This is a genomic window from Butyrivibrio sp. AE3009 (assembly GCF_000420845.1).
Lineage (GTDB): Bacteria > Bacillota > Clostridia > Lachnospirales > Lachnospiraceae > Butyrivibrio.
Map to the genome: position 1 here is coordinate 25,817 of NZ_ATVS01000012.1, position 15,619 is coordinate 41,435.

The window sequence follows — 15,619 nt, forward strand, 5'->3', positions numbered from 1 at the left end:
GCAGGTGTGACAATAGATCCCAAGACCGGGAAAGTTACGGTCCCTAAAGAGGCAGCGGCGGGAGCTACCTTTATGGTAACAGCGATGGCAACTGATGGGAGCGGAACTAAGAAGTCCAAGCAGGTTATGATCAAGGAGAGAGCCACTTCCGTGACAATAGATCCTACTTCGGTTACAACCATCGCAACCCACGAGTCGGGAGCTCTTGGCACAAGCATCACCCTGTCAGCACATACCGACAACGGCGAGGATGTGGGCTGGGAGATATCAGACAGCAGCGTTGCAACCCTTGTGGCAGATGGCAATACAGCCACCGTGGCAGCAGTTAAGGCCGGGGACGTCACAGTTTCCGCAACTGCGCAGGATGGCTCAGGCAAAAAGGCAACACTCAAGATCAAGGTAGTCGTACCGGTATCGGATATCACTCTGGTGCCTGAAAAAAACAGAATGGAAAATATCCTTGCGTCAGGTGGAACCCTGCAGTTTTATGCAAATTGCGGGGATAAATATGGCAAACCAACAAACAGCAAAGTTGAGTGGAGCTATGAACTTGTTTGCTATTCAAGCAATATGAAGGACAAGGAAGTTCCCCTTAGTGATGAACTTAGGGAGATGATACGAAAGGACAAGGCAATCTTTACCTTTAAAAACGGTAAGATAACTGCCGCCAAACAGAAAGACTTTGAGAAGCAGTGGGTCAAGTATTGGCATGAAGGAGCGGGAAAAGACTACGGAATCCTTGTAACGGCCACAGCTACGGATGGCACCGGATTATCTGCCACCAAACTCGTCAGACGAGTGGATCAGAACAAGAGCTTATATCTCCTAAACGAAGGCTTTAAGGAGCTTAATCTGTCGCCCGGCGCTTATACTCTTACCGGTTTAATGGTATTTATTAATCACGATCCTGCAGACATGGATTTTTACATAACTAACAGTAATCCTGACGTGGTTGAGTGTAAGTCGGAAGTAACCGGTAAGTATAAATATGTATATCTGTATTTTTACGCCAACAAACCCGGAGTATCTACGGTTACAATCAAAACCATGGATGGCTCCAACCTGACATACAAGCTCAAGGTTAAAGTAACCAAGCAGTAAGTTGACTGCCCAACCGCCCCACATTAAAATATTTATTGGAAAGAACAATAAATAGAAATCAGGGAACATACAATGCTAAATAAAGAGCATATTACCGAGCAGCTTCAGACCAAATGGGCTGCTCGAAATATTCTGTACAAAGATATAACCGGCTCCACCAACGATGATGCGAGGCTCCTTGGAGAAGAGAACGCACCCCATGGAACGCTTGTTGTGGCGGATCGCCAGGACAAGGGCCGCGGCTCCAGAGGCAGGAGCTGGGAGACGCCAAGCGGCACCAATATCGCCATGAGCCTTCTGATAAGGCCAACTGCGCCGCCGGAGAGGATCTCAATGCTGACCCTTATTATGGGGCTCTCGGTGGCTGAGGGCGTTGAGGAAGCCATGCGGCTCACTGCCGGCGACACATCTCATTCTTCGAGCAAGACCGGTGAAGATGTACAAATCGACTTGAGGCCGGAAGACAGAGAGCGAGATAACCATCATACCTTCATCAAGTGGCCCAACGACGTAGTCCTTGCCGAAAAAAAGATTTGTGGTATACTAACAGAGCTTCACATGAATCCTGACAATACGATTGGTAATGTGGTAATAGGTGTGGGAATTAACGTCAACATGACTGATTTTCCTGACAGTATCAAGGATATCGCCGCATCAATTTTATCCATAACCGGTAAAAAAGTTGACAGGAGCCTTGTAGTTGCCTGCGTCATGAAGCATTTTGAGGACAACTACGAGAAATACAATAAGACCTATGATCTGTCGCTGTTAAAAGAGCAATACGAATCCCGCCTTATAAGCAAGGGAAGAGATGTCCGCATCCTGGATCCCAAGGGCGAGTTCGAGGCCGTTTCTGAGGGAATTACCGATATGGGAGCCCTCATCGTAACGGACAGGGACGGCAACAGACACGAAATAAATGCAGGCGAAGTCACAGTGCGAGGCCTGTACACATATGCATAATGGTTTAATTAGCAACATACTGACGTGAAACATTCGATTCAAAGGAGTAAGCCATGATTCTTGTTATCGATGTAGGAAATACCAACATAACCTTCGGAGTCTACGACAAGGAGACCCTTGTCTGTTCCTTTCGCATGATGTCCCAGACCGCCCATACTTCAGACGAGTACGGCGTTCACCTTCTTTCCATGCTGTCCATGAACAAGATTGAAAAAGACAGTATCGAGGGCGTCATGATCGCCAGCGTTGTGCCCAAGCTCATGCACGCTCTGGTCAATTCCATTTTGAAATACATTGGCAAGAAGCCTTATATCGTTGGCCCCGGCATCAAGACCGGTATCAAGATCGTCACCGACAACCCAAGAGAAATAGGTCCGGACCTTATCGTAGACGCAGTTGCAGCCTACGAACTCTACGGCGGACCGGTGCTGGTGGTGGACTTCGGAACCGCAACTACTTACATAGCAGTTAATGGCAAAGGTGAGTTTTTTACCGGCGTGGTATCCCCCGGAATCAGGATCTCCGCAAGAGCCCTCTGGGAAGAGACAGCCAAGCTCCCCGAGATCGAGATCAAAAAGCCCGCATCAATCCTTGCAAAGGAGACCATCTCCAGTATGCAGGCAGGCCTTATCTACGGACAGATCGGCCAGAGCAAATACATAATCAATGAGATGAAGAGAGAATCAGGCCTTACAGACATGAAGGTCGTAGCCACAGGAGGCCTTGGACGCCTTATCTCCGAGTCAACCGAGGAGATCGACATATACGATCCGACCCTCACCCTTCGCGGTCTCCAGATCCTCTACGAGAAGAACAGAAGGACCAAGCCTCAGCTCAAGGAACTTGAGAACACCGAGGATCCTGAGTGATATACAGACATAGAACATATACAGGTGAAAGATAATGAACGCAAAAGATTTTGAGAACGAGTATAAAAAAGAATTCGAAGAAAAAGAGATAAATGAGACCAAAGAAGACCTGAAGATCGACGAGATGCAAAAGACCAACAAAGGCAGAGTCTTCGAGCAGGCAGCAGGCGGCAGGATCGTTCTGTGCGGCGCCAATGCCTATGAGCAGAAATACTATTTTAACCCCATCTTCAAGCAGATTCCCGACAGCATCAAAAAGGAGCTGAACATCATCAGCGTCCTGTTTACCCAGGAAGCAGGCGGAATCTTCACCATCGTCTTTGAAGAAGATGGCCAGATCAGCATCGAGACCGACGCCGACGAAGAAGACATCACCTACGACGAGATCACAGCCGGCCTTCTCGTAGGCGAAGTCAGAAGAAAACGCCAGGACCTCTTCGAAGCCCTCGGCCTCTACTACCGCATCTATGTATTACACGAAAATCCTGCCGACATCTTAGAAGAAGACGACTAATAACTACATTTTCAGCCACCTGCCATGCGTCCATAGGACTCACGATTATTGGCGCAGGCACACTCACTGTAAACTAGTGAGACGAAACAAATTAAATTCATTGAGTGAGTTCCACGAGGATATATCTATGTTCAACGAGCGATTATAGTTCTATGGGGACAAGACAATTCCTTATGAATTGGCTTGTCGGAGTGCTCAGAACTATGAGCGAATTGGGCGAATATATCTTACTTCGGGACGGACTCCAGGTATCACCATGTACGGAAAACTAACTATAGGGAATGTAACCCTCGACAATAATATAATTCTTGGACCCATGGCAGGTGTATCAGACCTGCCGTTTCGTTTGCTGTGTAGTGAGATGGGCGCCGGTCTCGTATGCATGGAGATGGTCAGCGCCAAAGCCATTATCTACAAGAACCGCAACACCAACATGCTCCTTGAGATCCACCCCCAGGAACGCTCCGTATCCCTCCAGCTCTTCGGCTCAGAGCCCGCAGTAATGCAGGAAGCCGTAGAGATGATCAAGGACAGACCCTACGACATCCTCGATGTGAACATGGGCTGCCCCGTACCTAAGATAGTGGGAAACGGCGAGGGCTCAGCCCTTATGAAGAATCCCGGGCTTATCGAGGAAATCGTTGCTGCACTGGTCAAGGTTTCCGACAGACCTGTCACAGTCAAGATCAGAAAAGGCTTTAACGAGCAGAGCATCAACGCAGTTGAGTGTGCTCTTGCAGCCCAGCAGGGCGGTGCAGCAGCCGTAGCAGTCCATGGCAGGACAAGAGAACAGTTCTATTCAGGAGAAGCAGACTGGAGCATCATAAGAGATGTCAAAGAAGCTCTTAAGATTCCCGTAATCGGTAACGGCGACGTAGTAGACGGTCCCAGCGCCCGGCGCATGTTTGAAGAGACCGGCTGCGATGGTGTCATGGTGGCAAGAGCCGCCCAGGGCAACCCCTTTTTATTCAGGGAGATCAAGAGCTATTTTGAAACCGGCGTAGTCTGTGAGCGCCCCACCAATCAGGAGATATACGATACTGTTATCCGCCATGCGGATCTGCAGCTCCGGTACAAGGGCGAATACATCGGCATCCGCGAGATGAGAAAGCATGTATCCTGGTACACCACCGGCATGACAGGAAGTGCCAGGTTCAGGAATGAAATAAATCAGATGACTGATATGGAGTCATTGAAGGAAGCCTGCAGGAAGGTTATGTTGCAGTAGCGGTAAATAGTGAAAGGTAAATAGGGGCCTGTCCCCATTAACAAATTGTGAACTTTACAGATTACCGGAAGATGATGTTGTTCACAGTTTGTTGATGGGGACAGGCCCCTTTGGTACAGGATCGATGTTGTAGACATAGTATGAATGGTTGGGATGAGCTCCGCCGCCGTAGCTCTCGTCGCTCTGGGTGACGGTAAAGAGCCTGTCGTCGAATCTTATGATCTCAGCGCTCAGATCATCATAAAAAGTTACGTCATAAGAGTATTCCTCGTCATACCAATAGGCAAAATCTCCCACAGCATCTTTTACGGAAGTCTCCCATTCAGAGGTGATACGGTTCACAGCTTCGGCCAGCTTGGGATACTTTTTTTCCAGATCTCTTGAAAAAGTGATATCGGTGTACTGACCTGTGCATCTTTCTACGCCGTCCTTCTTGGAGCTGAAGTAATAGGTGGTCAGGGTGATGTCTTTAGCAGAAGAAGCGCCATCTGCGGTGGTGGATGCAGAGCCGGCTTCAGAGGAATTGTCTGATTCAGTGGTGGCTGCGGTAGAAGAACCATCTGCAGTCTCAGAAGTGTTGGGGGACCCGGGAATGGATGAGCATCCGATAAGGGAAGCGGTCATAAACAGAACGGTAGCCAGGGAAAAATACTTTTTTGCCATAATTATTGTGTCCTTTTCCTTCTTAATAAAAGTTTAATACTCATTTATTTATTGTGGGGCTAAATGGGGAAAAAGTAAAGAAATAGCGCAATATCACAATTGCGTACACACATATATGCCACATTATAAGGAAAATGCGTAAGTTTAGGTGATTGACAGATGTTTTTATAGACATTATAATACCAAAGTTGACATAGATTACTAAGAATAGTTATTTCTATATAGATGCATTCAAATCTCATATGAAGGGTAGGAATCAAGATGGAAGAGAAGAAGAACATTTTAACTTATGAAGGACTCAAGAAATACGAGGATGAGCTTCATGAGCTTAAAGTTGTCAAGCGTAAGGAAGTTGCCGAGAAGATCAAGGAAGCCAGAGAGCAGGGCGACCTTTCAGAGAACGCTGAGTACGATGCAGCTAAAGACGAGCAGCGTGACATAGAGGCCAGAATCGAAGCCCTTGAGAAGATCCTCAAGAACGCAGAAGTAGTAGTTGAGGAAGACGTAGACCTTAACAAAATCAGCATCGGCTGCAAGGTTAAGATCAAAGACCTTGAGTTTGACGAGGACCTTGAATACAAGATCGTTGGTTCATCAGAGGCTAACAGCCTTAAAGGCAAGATCTCAAATGAGTCACCTGTAGGTAAGGCTCTTATCGGTGCCAAGAAGGGACAGACCGTTTCCGTTGAGACACAGGCCGGTGTCCTTAAGTACAAGGTACTTGAGATCCAGAGATCTGAGTAATTTACGATATCAGCATAAGTATGCATTGAGGGGCCAGCGTTTTTCTACAAGATCGCTGGCTCTTATCGGGTATGATAACATTGATGGCAGAACTTTTTTGCCGGATTTTTAGGAGGATGAAATAGTGGCAGACAATAATCAGCAGAACAATCAGCAGAACAACAATGCGCCTCAGGAAGACGTTGGACGTCTTCGCCAGGTTCGTAGAGACAAGCTCGCTGAGCTTCAGGCACAGGGAAGAGATCCCTTCCAGATCGTAAAATATGATCAGACTCATCACACACAGCAGGTTCGTGACAACTTCGATACTCTTGAGTTCGTAGTTCCCGTTGATGAGGAGGGCAAGGCACTTCCTGTAGCTCTTTCAGATGTACCCGCAGAGAAGGTTGTATCTCTTGCAGGACGTATGATGAGTAAGCGTGTTATGGGTAAGGCTTCTTTCGCCGGACTTCAGGACAGAGACGGACGCCTTCAGCTCTACGTTTCAAGAAACGATATTGGTGACGAGGCTTACGCTGATTTCAAGAAGATGGATATCGGCGATATCATCGGTGTTAAGGGCTTTGCTTTCAGAACCAAGACAGGTGAGATCTCGATCCACGTTAAGGAGCTTACTCTTTTATCCAAGTCACTTATGCCACTTCCTGAGAAGTTCCACGGCCTTACAGATACAGAGATCCGTTACAGACAGAGATACGTTGACCTTGTTATGAACCCTGACGTAATGGAGACCTTCAAGAAGAGATCCGCCATCATCCGCGAGATCCGTAACTTCCTTGCAGGCAGAGACTTCATCGAGGTTGAGACTCCTATGCTTGTTGAGAACGCAGGCGGAGCTGCTGCAAGACCTTTCTTCACACATTACAATGCCCTTGACGAGGAGAGAAAACTTCGTATCTCCCTTGAGCTCTACCTCAAGAGACTTATCGTAGGCGGCATGGAGAGAGTCTTCGAGATCGGCCGTGTATTCAGAAACGAGGGAACCGACACAAGACACAATCCTGAGTTCACTCTTATGGAGCTGTACCAGGCATACACAGACTACGAGGGAATGATGGAGCTTACAGAGTCCATGTTCCGTTATCTCGCTGAGAAGGTTTGCGGCACAACCCAGATCCCTTACGGCGACCATATCATCGATCTTGGCAAGCCCTTCGAGCGTCTTACCATGAACGATGCAATCAAGAAGTACACAGGTATCGACTTCGATACTGTTAAGACAGACGAAGAGGCCAAGACCCTTGCAAAAGAGAAAGGCATCGAGTTCGAGGATCGTCACACCAAGGGTGACATCATCAACCTCTTCTTCGAGGAGTTCTGCGAGGAGAACCTGATCCAGCCTACCTTCATCATGGATCATCCTCTTGCAATCTCACCTCTTACCAAGAAGAAGCCTTCAGATCCTGAGAAGGTTGAGCGTTTCGAGCTCTTCATCAACACCTGGGAGATGTGCAACGCTTACTCAGAGCTCAACGATCCTATCGATCAGCGCGAGCGTTTCGCAGCACAGGATGCCAATGCGGCAGCAGGCGACGAAGAGGCTGAGCACACTGATGAGGACTTCCTCAATGCCCTTGAGATCGGTATGCCACCTACAGGCGGTATCGGATATGGTATTGACAGACTGACAATGCTTCTGACAAATAGTGCAGGAATCAGAGATGTATTGCTGTTCCCGACACTGAAATCACAGAAGTAACACACGGACTCATTAGCAATCATTGAAATCCGTAGAGACCCTATGTTATCCAAAAATGCCATGAAGTTACAACACTTTCATTGGATTTCTACGGAGCGTATTGGACATGTATGGAGAAAATCGTCTGACGCAAAAGGACTTCCATGGGTAGTCAAAGGACCCTAGAGGAGTAATCGTTTCATATAAATTTTGACTAAAAACCACATTTCTCACGACGAGAAGATGTGGTTTTTTGTTGTCAAAGAATCTTTCAAATCTTCTTATTGCATCTCGTAACTAAAGAAAGAGAGGTTACGGATGAATCAAGCAAATCCCCCACCAATTGATCTGGAAAAGTATCTTGCCGGTAAAAAACACCGGTACTGCACTTATCAGAATGGAGCCCGGCTCTATAGCATGGCCTACTGGTCATTTGTAGTCATGTGCAAGGAAGCCGGAGCCAACATTTCACTTCGGAAAACTGCCCTTGTGGATCTGGATGTTCTGGATAAGTACATTGAAGAAAACTGCAATGAAGACTATGAAAGCGAGGATATGGATATGACCAGAAGAAGGAAAATTGAAAATTTGGAAGAGATCGTAAAAGAAGGCAAGAAAAAGTACGTCAGGTATGCGGAAGGGGCTGAGCTTTACTCAATGGGGCGTCATACTTTCGAGGCTTTGGCAAAAGAGGCTCAGGCAACCCGGAAGGTAAAGGGGGTAGTTCTCTGTAATACAGAAAAGATTGATGCTTTTATCGAGTCATTCAAAGAATAAGGGGGTAAAAGAGATGTCTAAAGTAATTGCTGTAGCAAACCAGAAAGGCGGAGTAGGAAAAACCGTCACCAGCGTGAATTTAGGAATAGGCCTTGCAAGGGAAGGCCACAAGATCCTCATGATAGATGCAGATCCTCAGGGGTCAATGTCAATCAGCCTTGGTTGTGATGAACCGGATAGATTGGATTTTTCATTGGCAACTGCCCTTGTGAACATCATAAATGATGAGCCTGTGGATGTTTCACAGGGAATCATCCATCATCCTGAGGGCGTAGACCTTATGCCGGGCAATATCGAGCTTTCAAGCTTGGAAATCAGCATGACCGGAGTTATCAGCAGAGAGACAATCCTTAGGGAATATGTGGATAAAGCCAGAGAGGCTTATGAATATATCATAATTGACTGCATGCCGTCTCTTGGAATGATGACAATTAACGCCCTTGCCTGTGCAGATTCAGTGATTATCCCATGCCAGGCTGCATATCTTCCTGTAAAGGGCCTGCAACAGCTTATTAAGACAATAGGAAGGGTAAAGAGGCAGCTCAATCCAAAGCTCGAAATAGAGGGAATACTCATCACCATGGTTGATAACAGAACAAATTATGCAAAAGATATAGCGGCTCAGATCTATGAGGCTTATTCCTCAAGTATCAACGTATTTGAGACAGAAATCCCGCTTTCAGTGAGAGCTGCTGAGATAAGTGCTTCAGGAAGCAGCCTTTACGTCTATGATCCAAAAGGAAAAGCAGCATTTGCCTACACATCATTTATTAAGGAGGTTTTGAACGATGGCACAAAGAGTTGGTCAGAAAGTAAAGCTATCTAGTATAGATGAGCTCCTCGGTGTTCCAAGCACCGAGGGGACTGTTGATCTTGATGTAATGACTATTTATCCCTTTGAGAATCATCCATTTAAGGTTGTTGATGATGAAAAGATGGATGAGCTGGTGGAAAGTATCAAGGAAAGCGGTGTTCTTACGCCTGTCTTGGTAAGACCTGATGATGAAGGTACTTATGAGATGATTTCCGGCCACAGAAGACTACATGCGGCTAAAAGAGCCGGACTTCGTAAGATTCCTGCCATCATCAAGGAAATGACAAATGATGATGCAACCATAGCCATGGTCAATGCAAATATGCAGAGGGAAGAGATTTTGCCAAGTGAGAAGGCCTTTGCTTTCAAGATGAAGATGGATGCGATAAAGCATCAGGGAAAACAGGTCACAGGAACTTTGTTTCATGATGCAACAAAGTCAAATTCCGGAGATATTATCGGCAAGGAGAGCGGCTTAAACAGAACTCAGGTATTTAGATATATCAGACTCACAGAGCTGATTCCTAAGCTTCTAAACATGGTAGATGAAGGAAAATTAGCTTTCCTTGTGGCGGTAGAGATCTCCTACTTAAACCATACCTATCAGCAATGGCTCTGGGAATACATCCACGAAAACGGCATGATCAAGCAGGAACAGCTTATGGACCTCAGAAAGTACCGTGAGGATGATTCTCTTACCCAGGAACAGATGATAGATATTCTTATCCAGAACAGAGCAACACCACATGTAAGAAAAAAGATTACCTTGAATGAGCGTAAGCTCAACAAGTTCTTCCCGGTATATTACTCTCAGACGCAGATTGAGAAGATTATCCTCGAGATGTGTGAGGAATGGAGAAGGACCCATGAAAGTGAGGACGAATAAATGATGGAATATTTCTACAATACACAGTCCCAGCAGTTTGCATCAGTTTCGGTTCCAAAGGAATTACTGACAGGGGAGGATTTCTCTTCCCTGTCTCCTGCAGCGAAGATGATGTATGCAGTTCTTTTAGCCAAAATGACTGAGGCAAAAAAGAACAGCTGGATTGATGATAAGAACCGCGTATATATCCTTTATCCCCTCAGAAAGCTTGAAAAGGACATAAACTACTCAAGACACACAATAATCGACTGTATGAACGAATTAGAGGAATTTGGTCTTATTAGTAAGCTCCAGGAAAAAGGCAAGCCAAGTCGGATCTACGTTAAGAATTTCAATCGTAGATGCAGATTTCAACTAATAGGGTAGTGCAGAATCTGCACCACCCAAATCCATAGAACATCGTAGAAAATCATTGAAGGGAGGAAAAAAGAGTGAGCGAAAGAATCATTTTTGATTATTTCAGCGGTCAGGAAGCTGAAATGCTTGCCTTTTACAGAATACCAAAGCTCTTGTTCACAAACGCCTATTTTAGCGGGCTTGACGCTCTTGCTAAGACTCTTTACGGTCTTATGCTTGATAGAATGTCATTATCCCTTAAGAATAAGTGGTTTGATGAGCTTCAGAGGGCTTATATATACTTTGCACAGACAGAAGCCGCAGAAATGCTGGGCTGTGGCGAGGATAAGATCAGATGCCTGTTCAAGAATCTTGAGGAATTTGGGCTTATAGAGCGCAGAAAACAGGGCCAGGGGAAGCCCACTATCATTTATCTCAAGAATTTTGCATCAGCAGGAAATGAGGAGATTCAGACCTTGGAAAAACCAAGTTCTGAAACAGAAAGTGAAATTTCAGACCCCGGAAATATCGGGGTCAAGACCACGGAAATTTCGGGTTCTAGACCCAGTGAAAATCCGGTTCTAGACCACGGCAAATCCGACACTAATAATATTAATATAAATAATACTAAAAGAGATATAAATACTAATCATATCGTTTCGATGAAAACAGATCTGAATGATGAGTATAACGCCTATGCAGAAATCGTAAGGGAGAATCTTGAGCTTGATATCATGCTTGAAAGGTATCCTCAGGATACAGAGATCATTGAGGGAATCTATGACCTTGTGCTGGAGACAGTTCTTTGCCAGAATCCTACAATCTGGATCTCCAAGAATGAGTATCCTACTAACCTGGTTAAGTCCAAGTTCCTCAAGCTTAACAGCATGCACCTTGAGTACGTTATGGCCTGTATGAAAGACAATACCACCAAGGTGAGGAACATAAAGAGCTACCTTCTGTCGGCTCTGTTCAATGCCCCAACAACAATGAGCAGTTACTATCAGTCGGAGGTAAGCCATGATCTTGCATGTGGCGTCGTATAAAAATGTTTGACATATCGGAACAACACTCATAAAATGGAATCATCAGGAATGTCAAACAATACTCACAAGGAGGATGAAGATATGCCAAGAGTTAATCTTTCGCTTAGCCAGGATCTGTATGATCGCATCGAGAAGGAAGCCAAGAAGCAGAACGTAACTGTTAACTATTATGTTTGCGAGATGATCGAGGAGAAGTTCGGCAAAAGAACTACCTACGACTATTCAGTTGCTGTCGGCAATATGATCAAGGAAGCCAAGAAGATGGACAAAGAGTTCACTCTGGCAGATCTCCCCACCTTCTCTGATGTGGGAGAGGTCCTTGTAGAGTACAAGATAAAAGAATCACCTGCTCAGGTACGAGCTCGCCTTGGCAAGATGTTCAATGAGGCAGTACGCCAGGGAACAGCCAAGGGAGTTGAGAGAGCAACTACAGTAAAAGATGGAGAGGAACAGCTTAAGTTCTATTCAAGAGCAGCTGTGTACGTAAACAAGCTTAATCAGATGAAAAAGGACGGAAAATAAAAGGGGGATCAGTAATGTTAGCAGCAGTAGTTTTAGCAATAGCCATTGGAATGTGGATTGCAAGGAAATCATTTAACGCAGTTATGACTAAACTCCCATATGTCTCTGGCTTGCTTGGAGTATTGTTCCTTGTGTTTGCTTTTCCAAGTCTTAAGGATATTATCCCGGGAGAGAGTAAGGCGAGCATTATTGCAGTTATACTCATTATTGAGGCTATTATTTTTGTATTGGTAAAGAATGAACAGACTAGCGGACCGATGGTCGCATTCTCGTCAATGTTCTTTATTGGATTGGCAATGATTGTGGTTAACAGCAGTATAGAGTATCCCTCTTGGCAAAAAGCTGTGTTGGTTACTGTTATATACTTGATTTCTGCAGGCTTTGTAATAGCCTCTAATTTCGCAAGTACAGGAGAGATACGAGCAACGAGAAGGAACATCGTAGCTAGTATATTAGTTGCTTTCCTTTATGCAGCGACTGTTGCAGTAAACTTGCTCGTTATTCTGGGATATATTTGGGCTAAATACATTAAAGCAAATTATTCAGAGGGCTTCTATAAAGCATTTGATAATGGCGGGCTTGTAATTATAGCTGGTGCAATGATTGTAACAATTGCAGTTAGTTTGGTTAGAGATAGACGTCAAGAGCTTTTAGTTGCTGAATAAGGAGAAACATAGAATGGCTGTATATAACGATTTTGAGTGTTACAAAGAAGAAATAGAGCTTTCATGTGCACAAAATCATGGTGTTGAAATTGAGTTGTATTCTATCATAGCTTCTATAGTTAGAGAGTATTGCCCTAAAATATCGTTACGTGATGTTTCTGCAAGAAGAACAATAAGCAATGATGATTTAAGATTAGAGGGGAAAGGTGGATTCCCTGATTTTGTTGTATTGAATAGATCAATGACTGAACCGGTAATTAAAGGCTGTATAGAGGCTAAAAATACATATGAGATTTATGATGATCATGTAGAACAGATTAGTAAACATAAAGATTCATATAAAAGAGTTCTTTATACAAATGGTCTGGAATGGAAATACTTTGATTCAGAAGATATGTCAAAGAACTGGGCAATTGATCTTGGATGCAGAGTTGGAGATAAGCTTAGTGAACGTAAGAAATCAGATATTGTATGGAATGATATATCTGAATGGGGCAAGCTTATTGAACGAATAATAACAACAAATTGGATATGATTATTTTATACTACGAGGCTAATAGACAACTAAACTAACCGGTGTTACTATACGATATAGAAAGAGATAAGCGGAGCAGATAAACGCTCGCGGAAAGGAAAAGAAAGAGACATGACAACAATGAATCGCAATTATTGCCTGTATAGCGAAAGTTATGAATCATCACTCCAGAGCAAATCAGAGTGGATGTTTAATTTCATGCGCTCATTTAAGGATAGGCAAATGCGAGAAAATGTTGTTTTGGCAGGATCGTGATAGACAGGATCCGAGCTTATAGATGAACATGTTTAGCAGCTGCTTACCTCTTAGATGAGGCAGGCAGCTTTTTCTTTTGTCTGAAAATATGCAGAGTTGGCTCAATTGGTACAGCATCGGTCTTGAAAACCGACATTCCTCACGGATATCTGGGTTCGAATCCCAGGCTCTGCGTTATAGATTCGTGGTGTAATTGGTAGCACAGCAGTCTCCAAAACTGTTAGTCCGGGTTCAAGTCCTGGCGGGTCTGTTTTGCACGAGTGGCGAAGTTGGTAGACGCACCTGATTTAGGATCAGACGCAGTGATGCATGTGGGTTCGAATCCCACCTCGTGTACTTGGCCAAGAGCCAGAAAGGAGTCGAAAATGACACAGAATATTCCAGCGATCGACATGGTCGCTACGGGACAGAGAATTACAGATTTAAGAGTGGCAGCCGGTATGTCTGTTAGGGATTTACAGGATGTGTTCGGTTTTGCTACTCCACAGGCGATTTACAAGTGGCAGCACGGAACTGCCATGCCAACACTGGACAATTTAGTCGTATTAGCAGCTGTTTTAGGTGTTGCTATGGATGACATTATCGTAGTCGAAGGGGAATGGCTTTATTCACTAAGCGCATGAACTGAATATAGATTAGCGGGCGTGAAATCGCCTGCGCATGGTTCCATAGTCTAAAGGGTTAGGACACTGGCCTTTCAAGCCAGAGATACCGGGTTCAAGTCCCGTTGGAATCAGTAAGGCTCCTTAGTCTAATCGGCTAGGACGCCAGCCTCTCAAGCTGGAGATGTCGGGTTCAAACCCCGCAGGAGCTATTATGGGTAGGTATGCCTAGCGGCGAAGGCAGGGGTCTGTAAAACCCTGACAAGAGAAACAACGTGAGTTCGAGTCTCACCCTGCCCACTACGTTTGCGTGACCGAGATGGCTTATGGTGCTGCACTGCTAATGCAGAGCACGGAATACTGTGCCGAAGGTTCGAATCCTTCCGCAAACGCTCAGTGTCATCTGATGACACTATACAGATCAAGGTTTCTGATAAATAATACAATTACAGAAACGCAAAGAGCTGCGATACAGCAGCAATGATTAAGGAGAAGAATTAAGAATGTACTACGTAACTATCAACAAGCAATTTAATAACAAACAGTTCATGCAGTTCTGCAAAAATCAGAAGTGCTTTGTTAGTTATGCAAATTGCAAGTTGGTGGTTGATGGTCCAGGATCCGGGAAAAGATAATCCGAAGAAATCCTGAGCATTAAGAATAGAGTAGTTCTAGGTCCACTTAACTTGCGTTAGGTGGATTTTTTTAATGCAAAAAGGAGAGAAAAAGAAATGGATTATCCAGTAATAGATATCGAGGGAACAGGATTAAGGATCAGGGAGCTGATCAGAGAAAGCGGTCATACAGTATCAGAAGTTTCAGAATACCTCGGTGCAAGTACATCGCTTGTTTATAGATACTTAAGGGGAGAGGTTCTTCCAAGCATAGACAGGATTGTGGCTCTTTCGGTGTATCTTGAGGTTCCTATTGATGACATAATCGCAGTCGCTTAAGACTGCACAATGCGGTATGGCTCAATTGGCAGAGCGCCTGACTTTGACTCAGGACTATTATAGGTTCAAGTCCTATTGCCGCAGTTTAAGACGAAGTAGCCAAGCTGGAAAGGCAGCGGACTGCAACTCCGTGAGCGTGGGTTCGAATCCCACCTTTGTCTCTAAGGGCTCGTAGCTCAAATGGTAGAGCAAGGGATTGAAAATCCCTGTGAGGCGGTTCGATACCGTCCGTGCCCATTATGCTTCCTTGGCAGAGCGGATATGCACCGGCCTTTTAAGCCGAGAGATGCGGGTTCAACCCCCGTGGGGAGCACTTAGCCGTCTTAGCTCAGTTGGCAGAGCAGCGGTCTCTTAAACCGAAGGTCGTGAGTTCAACCCTCACAGGCGGCACTATTGCGGTATAGCTTAACTGGTAGAGCATCTGACTCTGACTCAGGAGGTTGCAGGTTCGAGCCCTGCTACCGCAGT

Annotated in this window: 18 protein-coding genes and 13 tRNA genes; 30 read left to right on the forward strand and 1 reads right to left on the reverse strand. The window is 45.1% G+C overall.

Annotation, left to right across the window (positions count from 1 at the left end; translation table 11 throughout):
* The first annotated feature begins 6 nt into the window (after positions 1–6).
* The 5 genes from G588_RS0108095 to dusB all read left to right on the forward strand — a co-directional run bounded on the left by G588_RS0108095 (position 7) and on the right by dusB (position 4,675).
* Positions 7–1,101, forward strand: coding sequence for an Ig-like domain-containing protein (locus tag G588_RS0108095; protein WP_022778244.1), 1,095 nt, complete (start codon positions 7–9; stop codon positions 1,099–1,101).
* A gap of 72 nt (positions 1,102–1,173) precedes the next feature.
* Positions 1,174–2,064: a biotin--[acetyl-CoA-carboxylase] ligase gene (locus G588_RS19645; RefSeq protein WP_022778245.1), complete on the forward strand. Its 891-nt coding sequence runs from the start codon at positions 1,174–1,176 to the stop codon at positions 2,062–2,064.
* A 53-nt stretch (positions 2,065–2,117) separates the two neighbouring features.
* Entirely contained in the window at positions 2,118–2,933 is an 816-nt protein-coding gene (locus G588_RS0108105; protein WP_022778246.1) for a type III pantothenate kinase, read from the forward strand.
* 34 nt (positions 2,934–2,967) lie between these two features.
* Positions 2,968–3,447, forward strand: coding sequence for a DUF6145 family protein (locus G588_RS0108110; RefSeq protein WP_022778247.1), 480 nt, complete (start codon positions 2,968–2,970; stop codon positions 3,445–3,447).
* 256 nt (positions 3,448–3,703) lie between these two features.
* A complete protein-coding gene (gene dusB / locus G588_RS0108115) occupies positions 3,704–4,675 on the forward strand; it encodes a tRNA dihydrouridine synthase DusB (RefSeq protein WP_022778248.1) in 972 nt (323 codons plus the stop codon).
* A gap of 81 nt (positions 4,676–4,756) precedes the next feature.
* On the opposite strand, the gene G588_RS0108120 is transcribed toward dusB, so the two are convergent.
* Positions 4,757–5,338 (reverse strand): hypothetical protein, encoded by a 582-nt coding sequence (locus G588_RS0108120; RefSeq protein WP_022778249.1) that lies wholly within the window; start codon positions 5,336–5,338, stop codon positions 4,757–4,759.
* Between the two features lie 261 nt (positions 5,339–5,599).
* Here G588_RS0108120 and greA point away from each other — a divergent pair, with 261 nt between their 5' ends.
* The 25 genes from greA (at position 5,600) to G588_RS0108250 (ending at position 15,618) form a co-directional block, all read left to right on the forward strand.
* Positions 5,600–6,082, forward strand: coding sequence for a transcription elongation factor GreA (gene greA / locus G588_RS0108125; protein WP_022778250.1), 483 nt, complete (start codon positions 5,600–5,602; stop codon positions 6,080–6,082).
* A 124-nt stretch (positions 6,083–6,206) separates the two neighbouring features.
* Positions 6,207–7,781 (forward strand): lysine--tRNA ligase, encoded by a 1,575-nt coding sequence (gene lysS / locus G588_RS0108130; RefSeq protein ID WP_022778251.1) that lies wholly within the window; start codon positions 6,207–6,209, stop codon positions 7,779–7,781.
* A gap of 297 nt (positions 7,782–8,078) precedes the next feature.
* Positions 8,079–8,537, forward strand: a complete 459-nt coding sequence (locus G588_RS22990) for a DUF6462 family protein (RefSeq protein ID WP_242830348.1) — start codon at positions 8,079–8,081, stop codon at positions 8,535–8,537.
* 13 nt (positions 8,538–8,550) lie between these two features.
* On the forward strand, positions 8,551–9,363 hold the full coding sequence (locus G588_RS0108140; protein WP_022778253.1) for a ParA family protein: 813 nt from the start codon (positions 8,551–8,553) through the stop codon (positions 9,361–9,363).
* The gene (locus G588_RS0108145; RefSeq protein WP_022778254.1) at positions 9,326–10,237 is read left to right on the forward strand and encodes a ParB/RepB/Spo0J family partition protein; all 912 of its coding nucleotides are present in this window, start codon (positions 9,326–9,328) and stop codon (positions 10,235–10,237) included. The genes G588_RS0108140 and G588_RS0108145 overlap by 38 nt, the downstream gene beginning before the upstream one ends.
* Entirely contained in the window at positions 10,238–10,603 is a 366-nt protein-coding gene (locus G588_RS0108150) for a replication initiator protein A (protein WP_022778255.1), read from the forward strand.
* A 65-nt stretch (positions 10,604–10,668) separates the two neighbouring features.
* On the forward strand, positions 10,669–11,619 hold the full coding sequence (locus tag G588_RS0108155; protein ID WP_022778256.1) for a DUF6017 domain-containing protein: 951 nt from the start codon (positions 10,669–10,671) through the stop codon (positions 11,617–11,619).
* Positions 11,620–11,700: 81 nt separating this feature from the next.
* A complete protein-coding gene (locus G588_RS0108160) occupies positions 11,701–12,141 on the forward strand; it encodes a hypothetical protein (RefSeq protein ID WP_022778257.1) in 441 nt (146 codons plus the stop codon).
* A 14-nt stretch (positions 12,142–12,155) separates the two neighbouring features.
* Positions 12,156–12,806 (forward strand): hypothetical protein, encoded by a 651-nt coding sequence (locus tag G588_RS0108165; protein ID WP_022778258.1) that lies wholly within the window; start codon positions 12,156–12,158, stop codon positions 12,804–12,806.
* A gap of 13 nt (positions 12,807–12,819) precedes the next feature.
* Complete coding sequence (locus G588_RS19650; RefSeq protein ID WP_022778259.1) at positions 12,820–13,341, forward strand: hypothetical protein; 522 nt, start codon at positions 12,820–12,822, stop codon at positions 13,339–13,341.
* Positions 13,342–13,686: 345 nt separating this feature from the next.
* Positions 13,687–13,770, forward strand: a tRNA-Ser gene (locus G588_RS0108175).
* A 4-nt stretch (positions 13,771–13,774) separates the two neighbouring features.
* Positions 13,775–13,846 (forward strand) — tRNA-Trp (locus G588_RS0108180).
* Between the two features lie 4 nt (positions 13,847–13,850).
* A tRNA-Leu gene (locus G588_RS0108185) sits at positions 13,851–13,932 on the forward strand.
* Between the two features lie 29 nt (positions 13,933–13,961).
* Positions 13,962–14,219, forward strand: coding sequence for a helix-turn-helix domain-containing protein (locus tag G588_RS0108190; RefSeq protein ID WP_022778260.1), 258 nt, complete (start codon positions 13,962–13,964; stop codon positions 14,217–14,219).
* A 39-nt stretch (positions 14,220–14,258) separates the two neighbouring features.
* Positions 14,259–14,332: transfer RNA gene (locus G588_RS0108195), tRNA-Glu, on the forward strand.
* Between the two features lie 4 nt (positions 14,333–14,336).
* Positions 14,337–14,410, forward strand: a tRNA-Glu gene (locus tag G588_RS0108200).
* A gap of 4 nt (positions 14,411–14,414) precedes the next feature.
* Positions 14,415–14,498, forward strand: a tRNA-Tyr gene (locus tag G588_RS0108205).
* 4 nt (positions 14,499–14,502) lie between these two features.
* Positions 14,503–14,590 (forward strand) — tRNA-Ser (locus tag G588_RS0108210).
* 339 nt (positions 14,591–14,929) lie between these two features.
* Entirely contained in the window at positions 14,930–15,151 is a 222-nt protein-coding gene (locus G588_RS0108220; protein WP_022778262.1) for a helix-turn-helix domain-containing protein, read from the forward strand.
* Positions 15,152–15,161: 10 nt separating this feature from the next.
* Positions 15,162–15,235: transfer RNA gene (locus G588_RS0108225), tRNA-Gln, on the forward strand.
* Positions 15,236–15,240: 5 nt separating this feature from the next.
* Positions 15,241–15,312: transfer RNA gene (locus G588_RS0108230), tRNA-Cys, on the forward strand.
* Between the two features lie 4 nt (positions 15,313–15,316).
* Positions 15,317–15,388: transfer RNA gene (locus G588_RS0108235), tRNA-Phe, on the forward strand.
* A gap of 4 nt (positions 15,389–15,392) precedes the next feature.
* Positions 15,393–15,464: transfer RNA gene (locus G588_RS0108240), tRNA-Lys, on the forward strand.
* Positions 15,465–15,468: 4 nt separating this feature from the next.
* Positions 15,469–15,541 (forward strand) — tRNA-Lys (locus G588_RS0108245).
* A gap of 4 nt (positions 15,542–15,545) precedes the next feature.
* A tRNA-Gln gene (locus G588_RS0108250) sits at positions 15,546–15,618 on the forward strand.
* The last annotated feature ends 1 nt before the right edge of the window (position 15,619 follow it).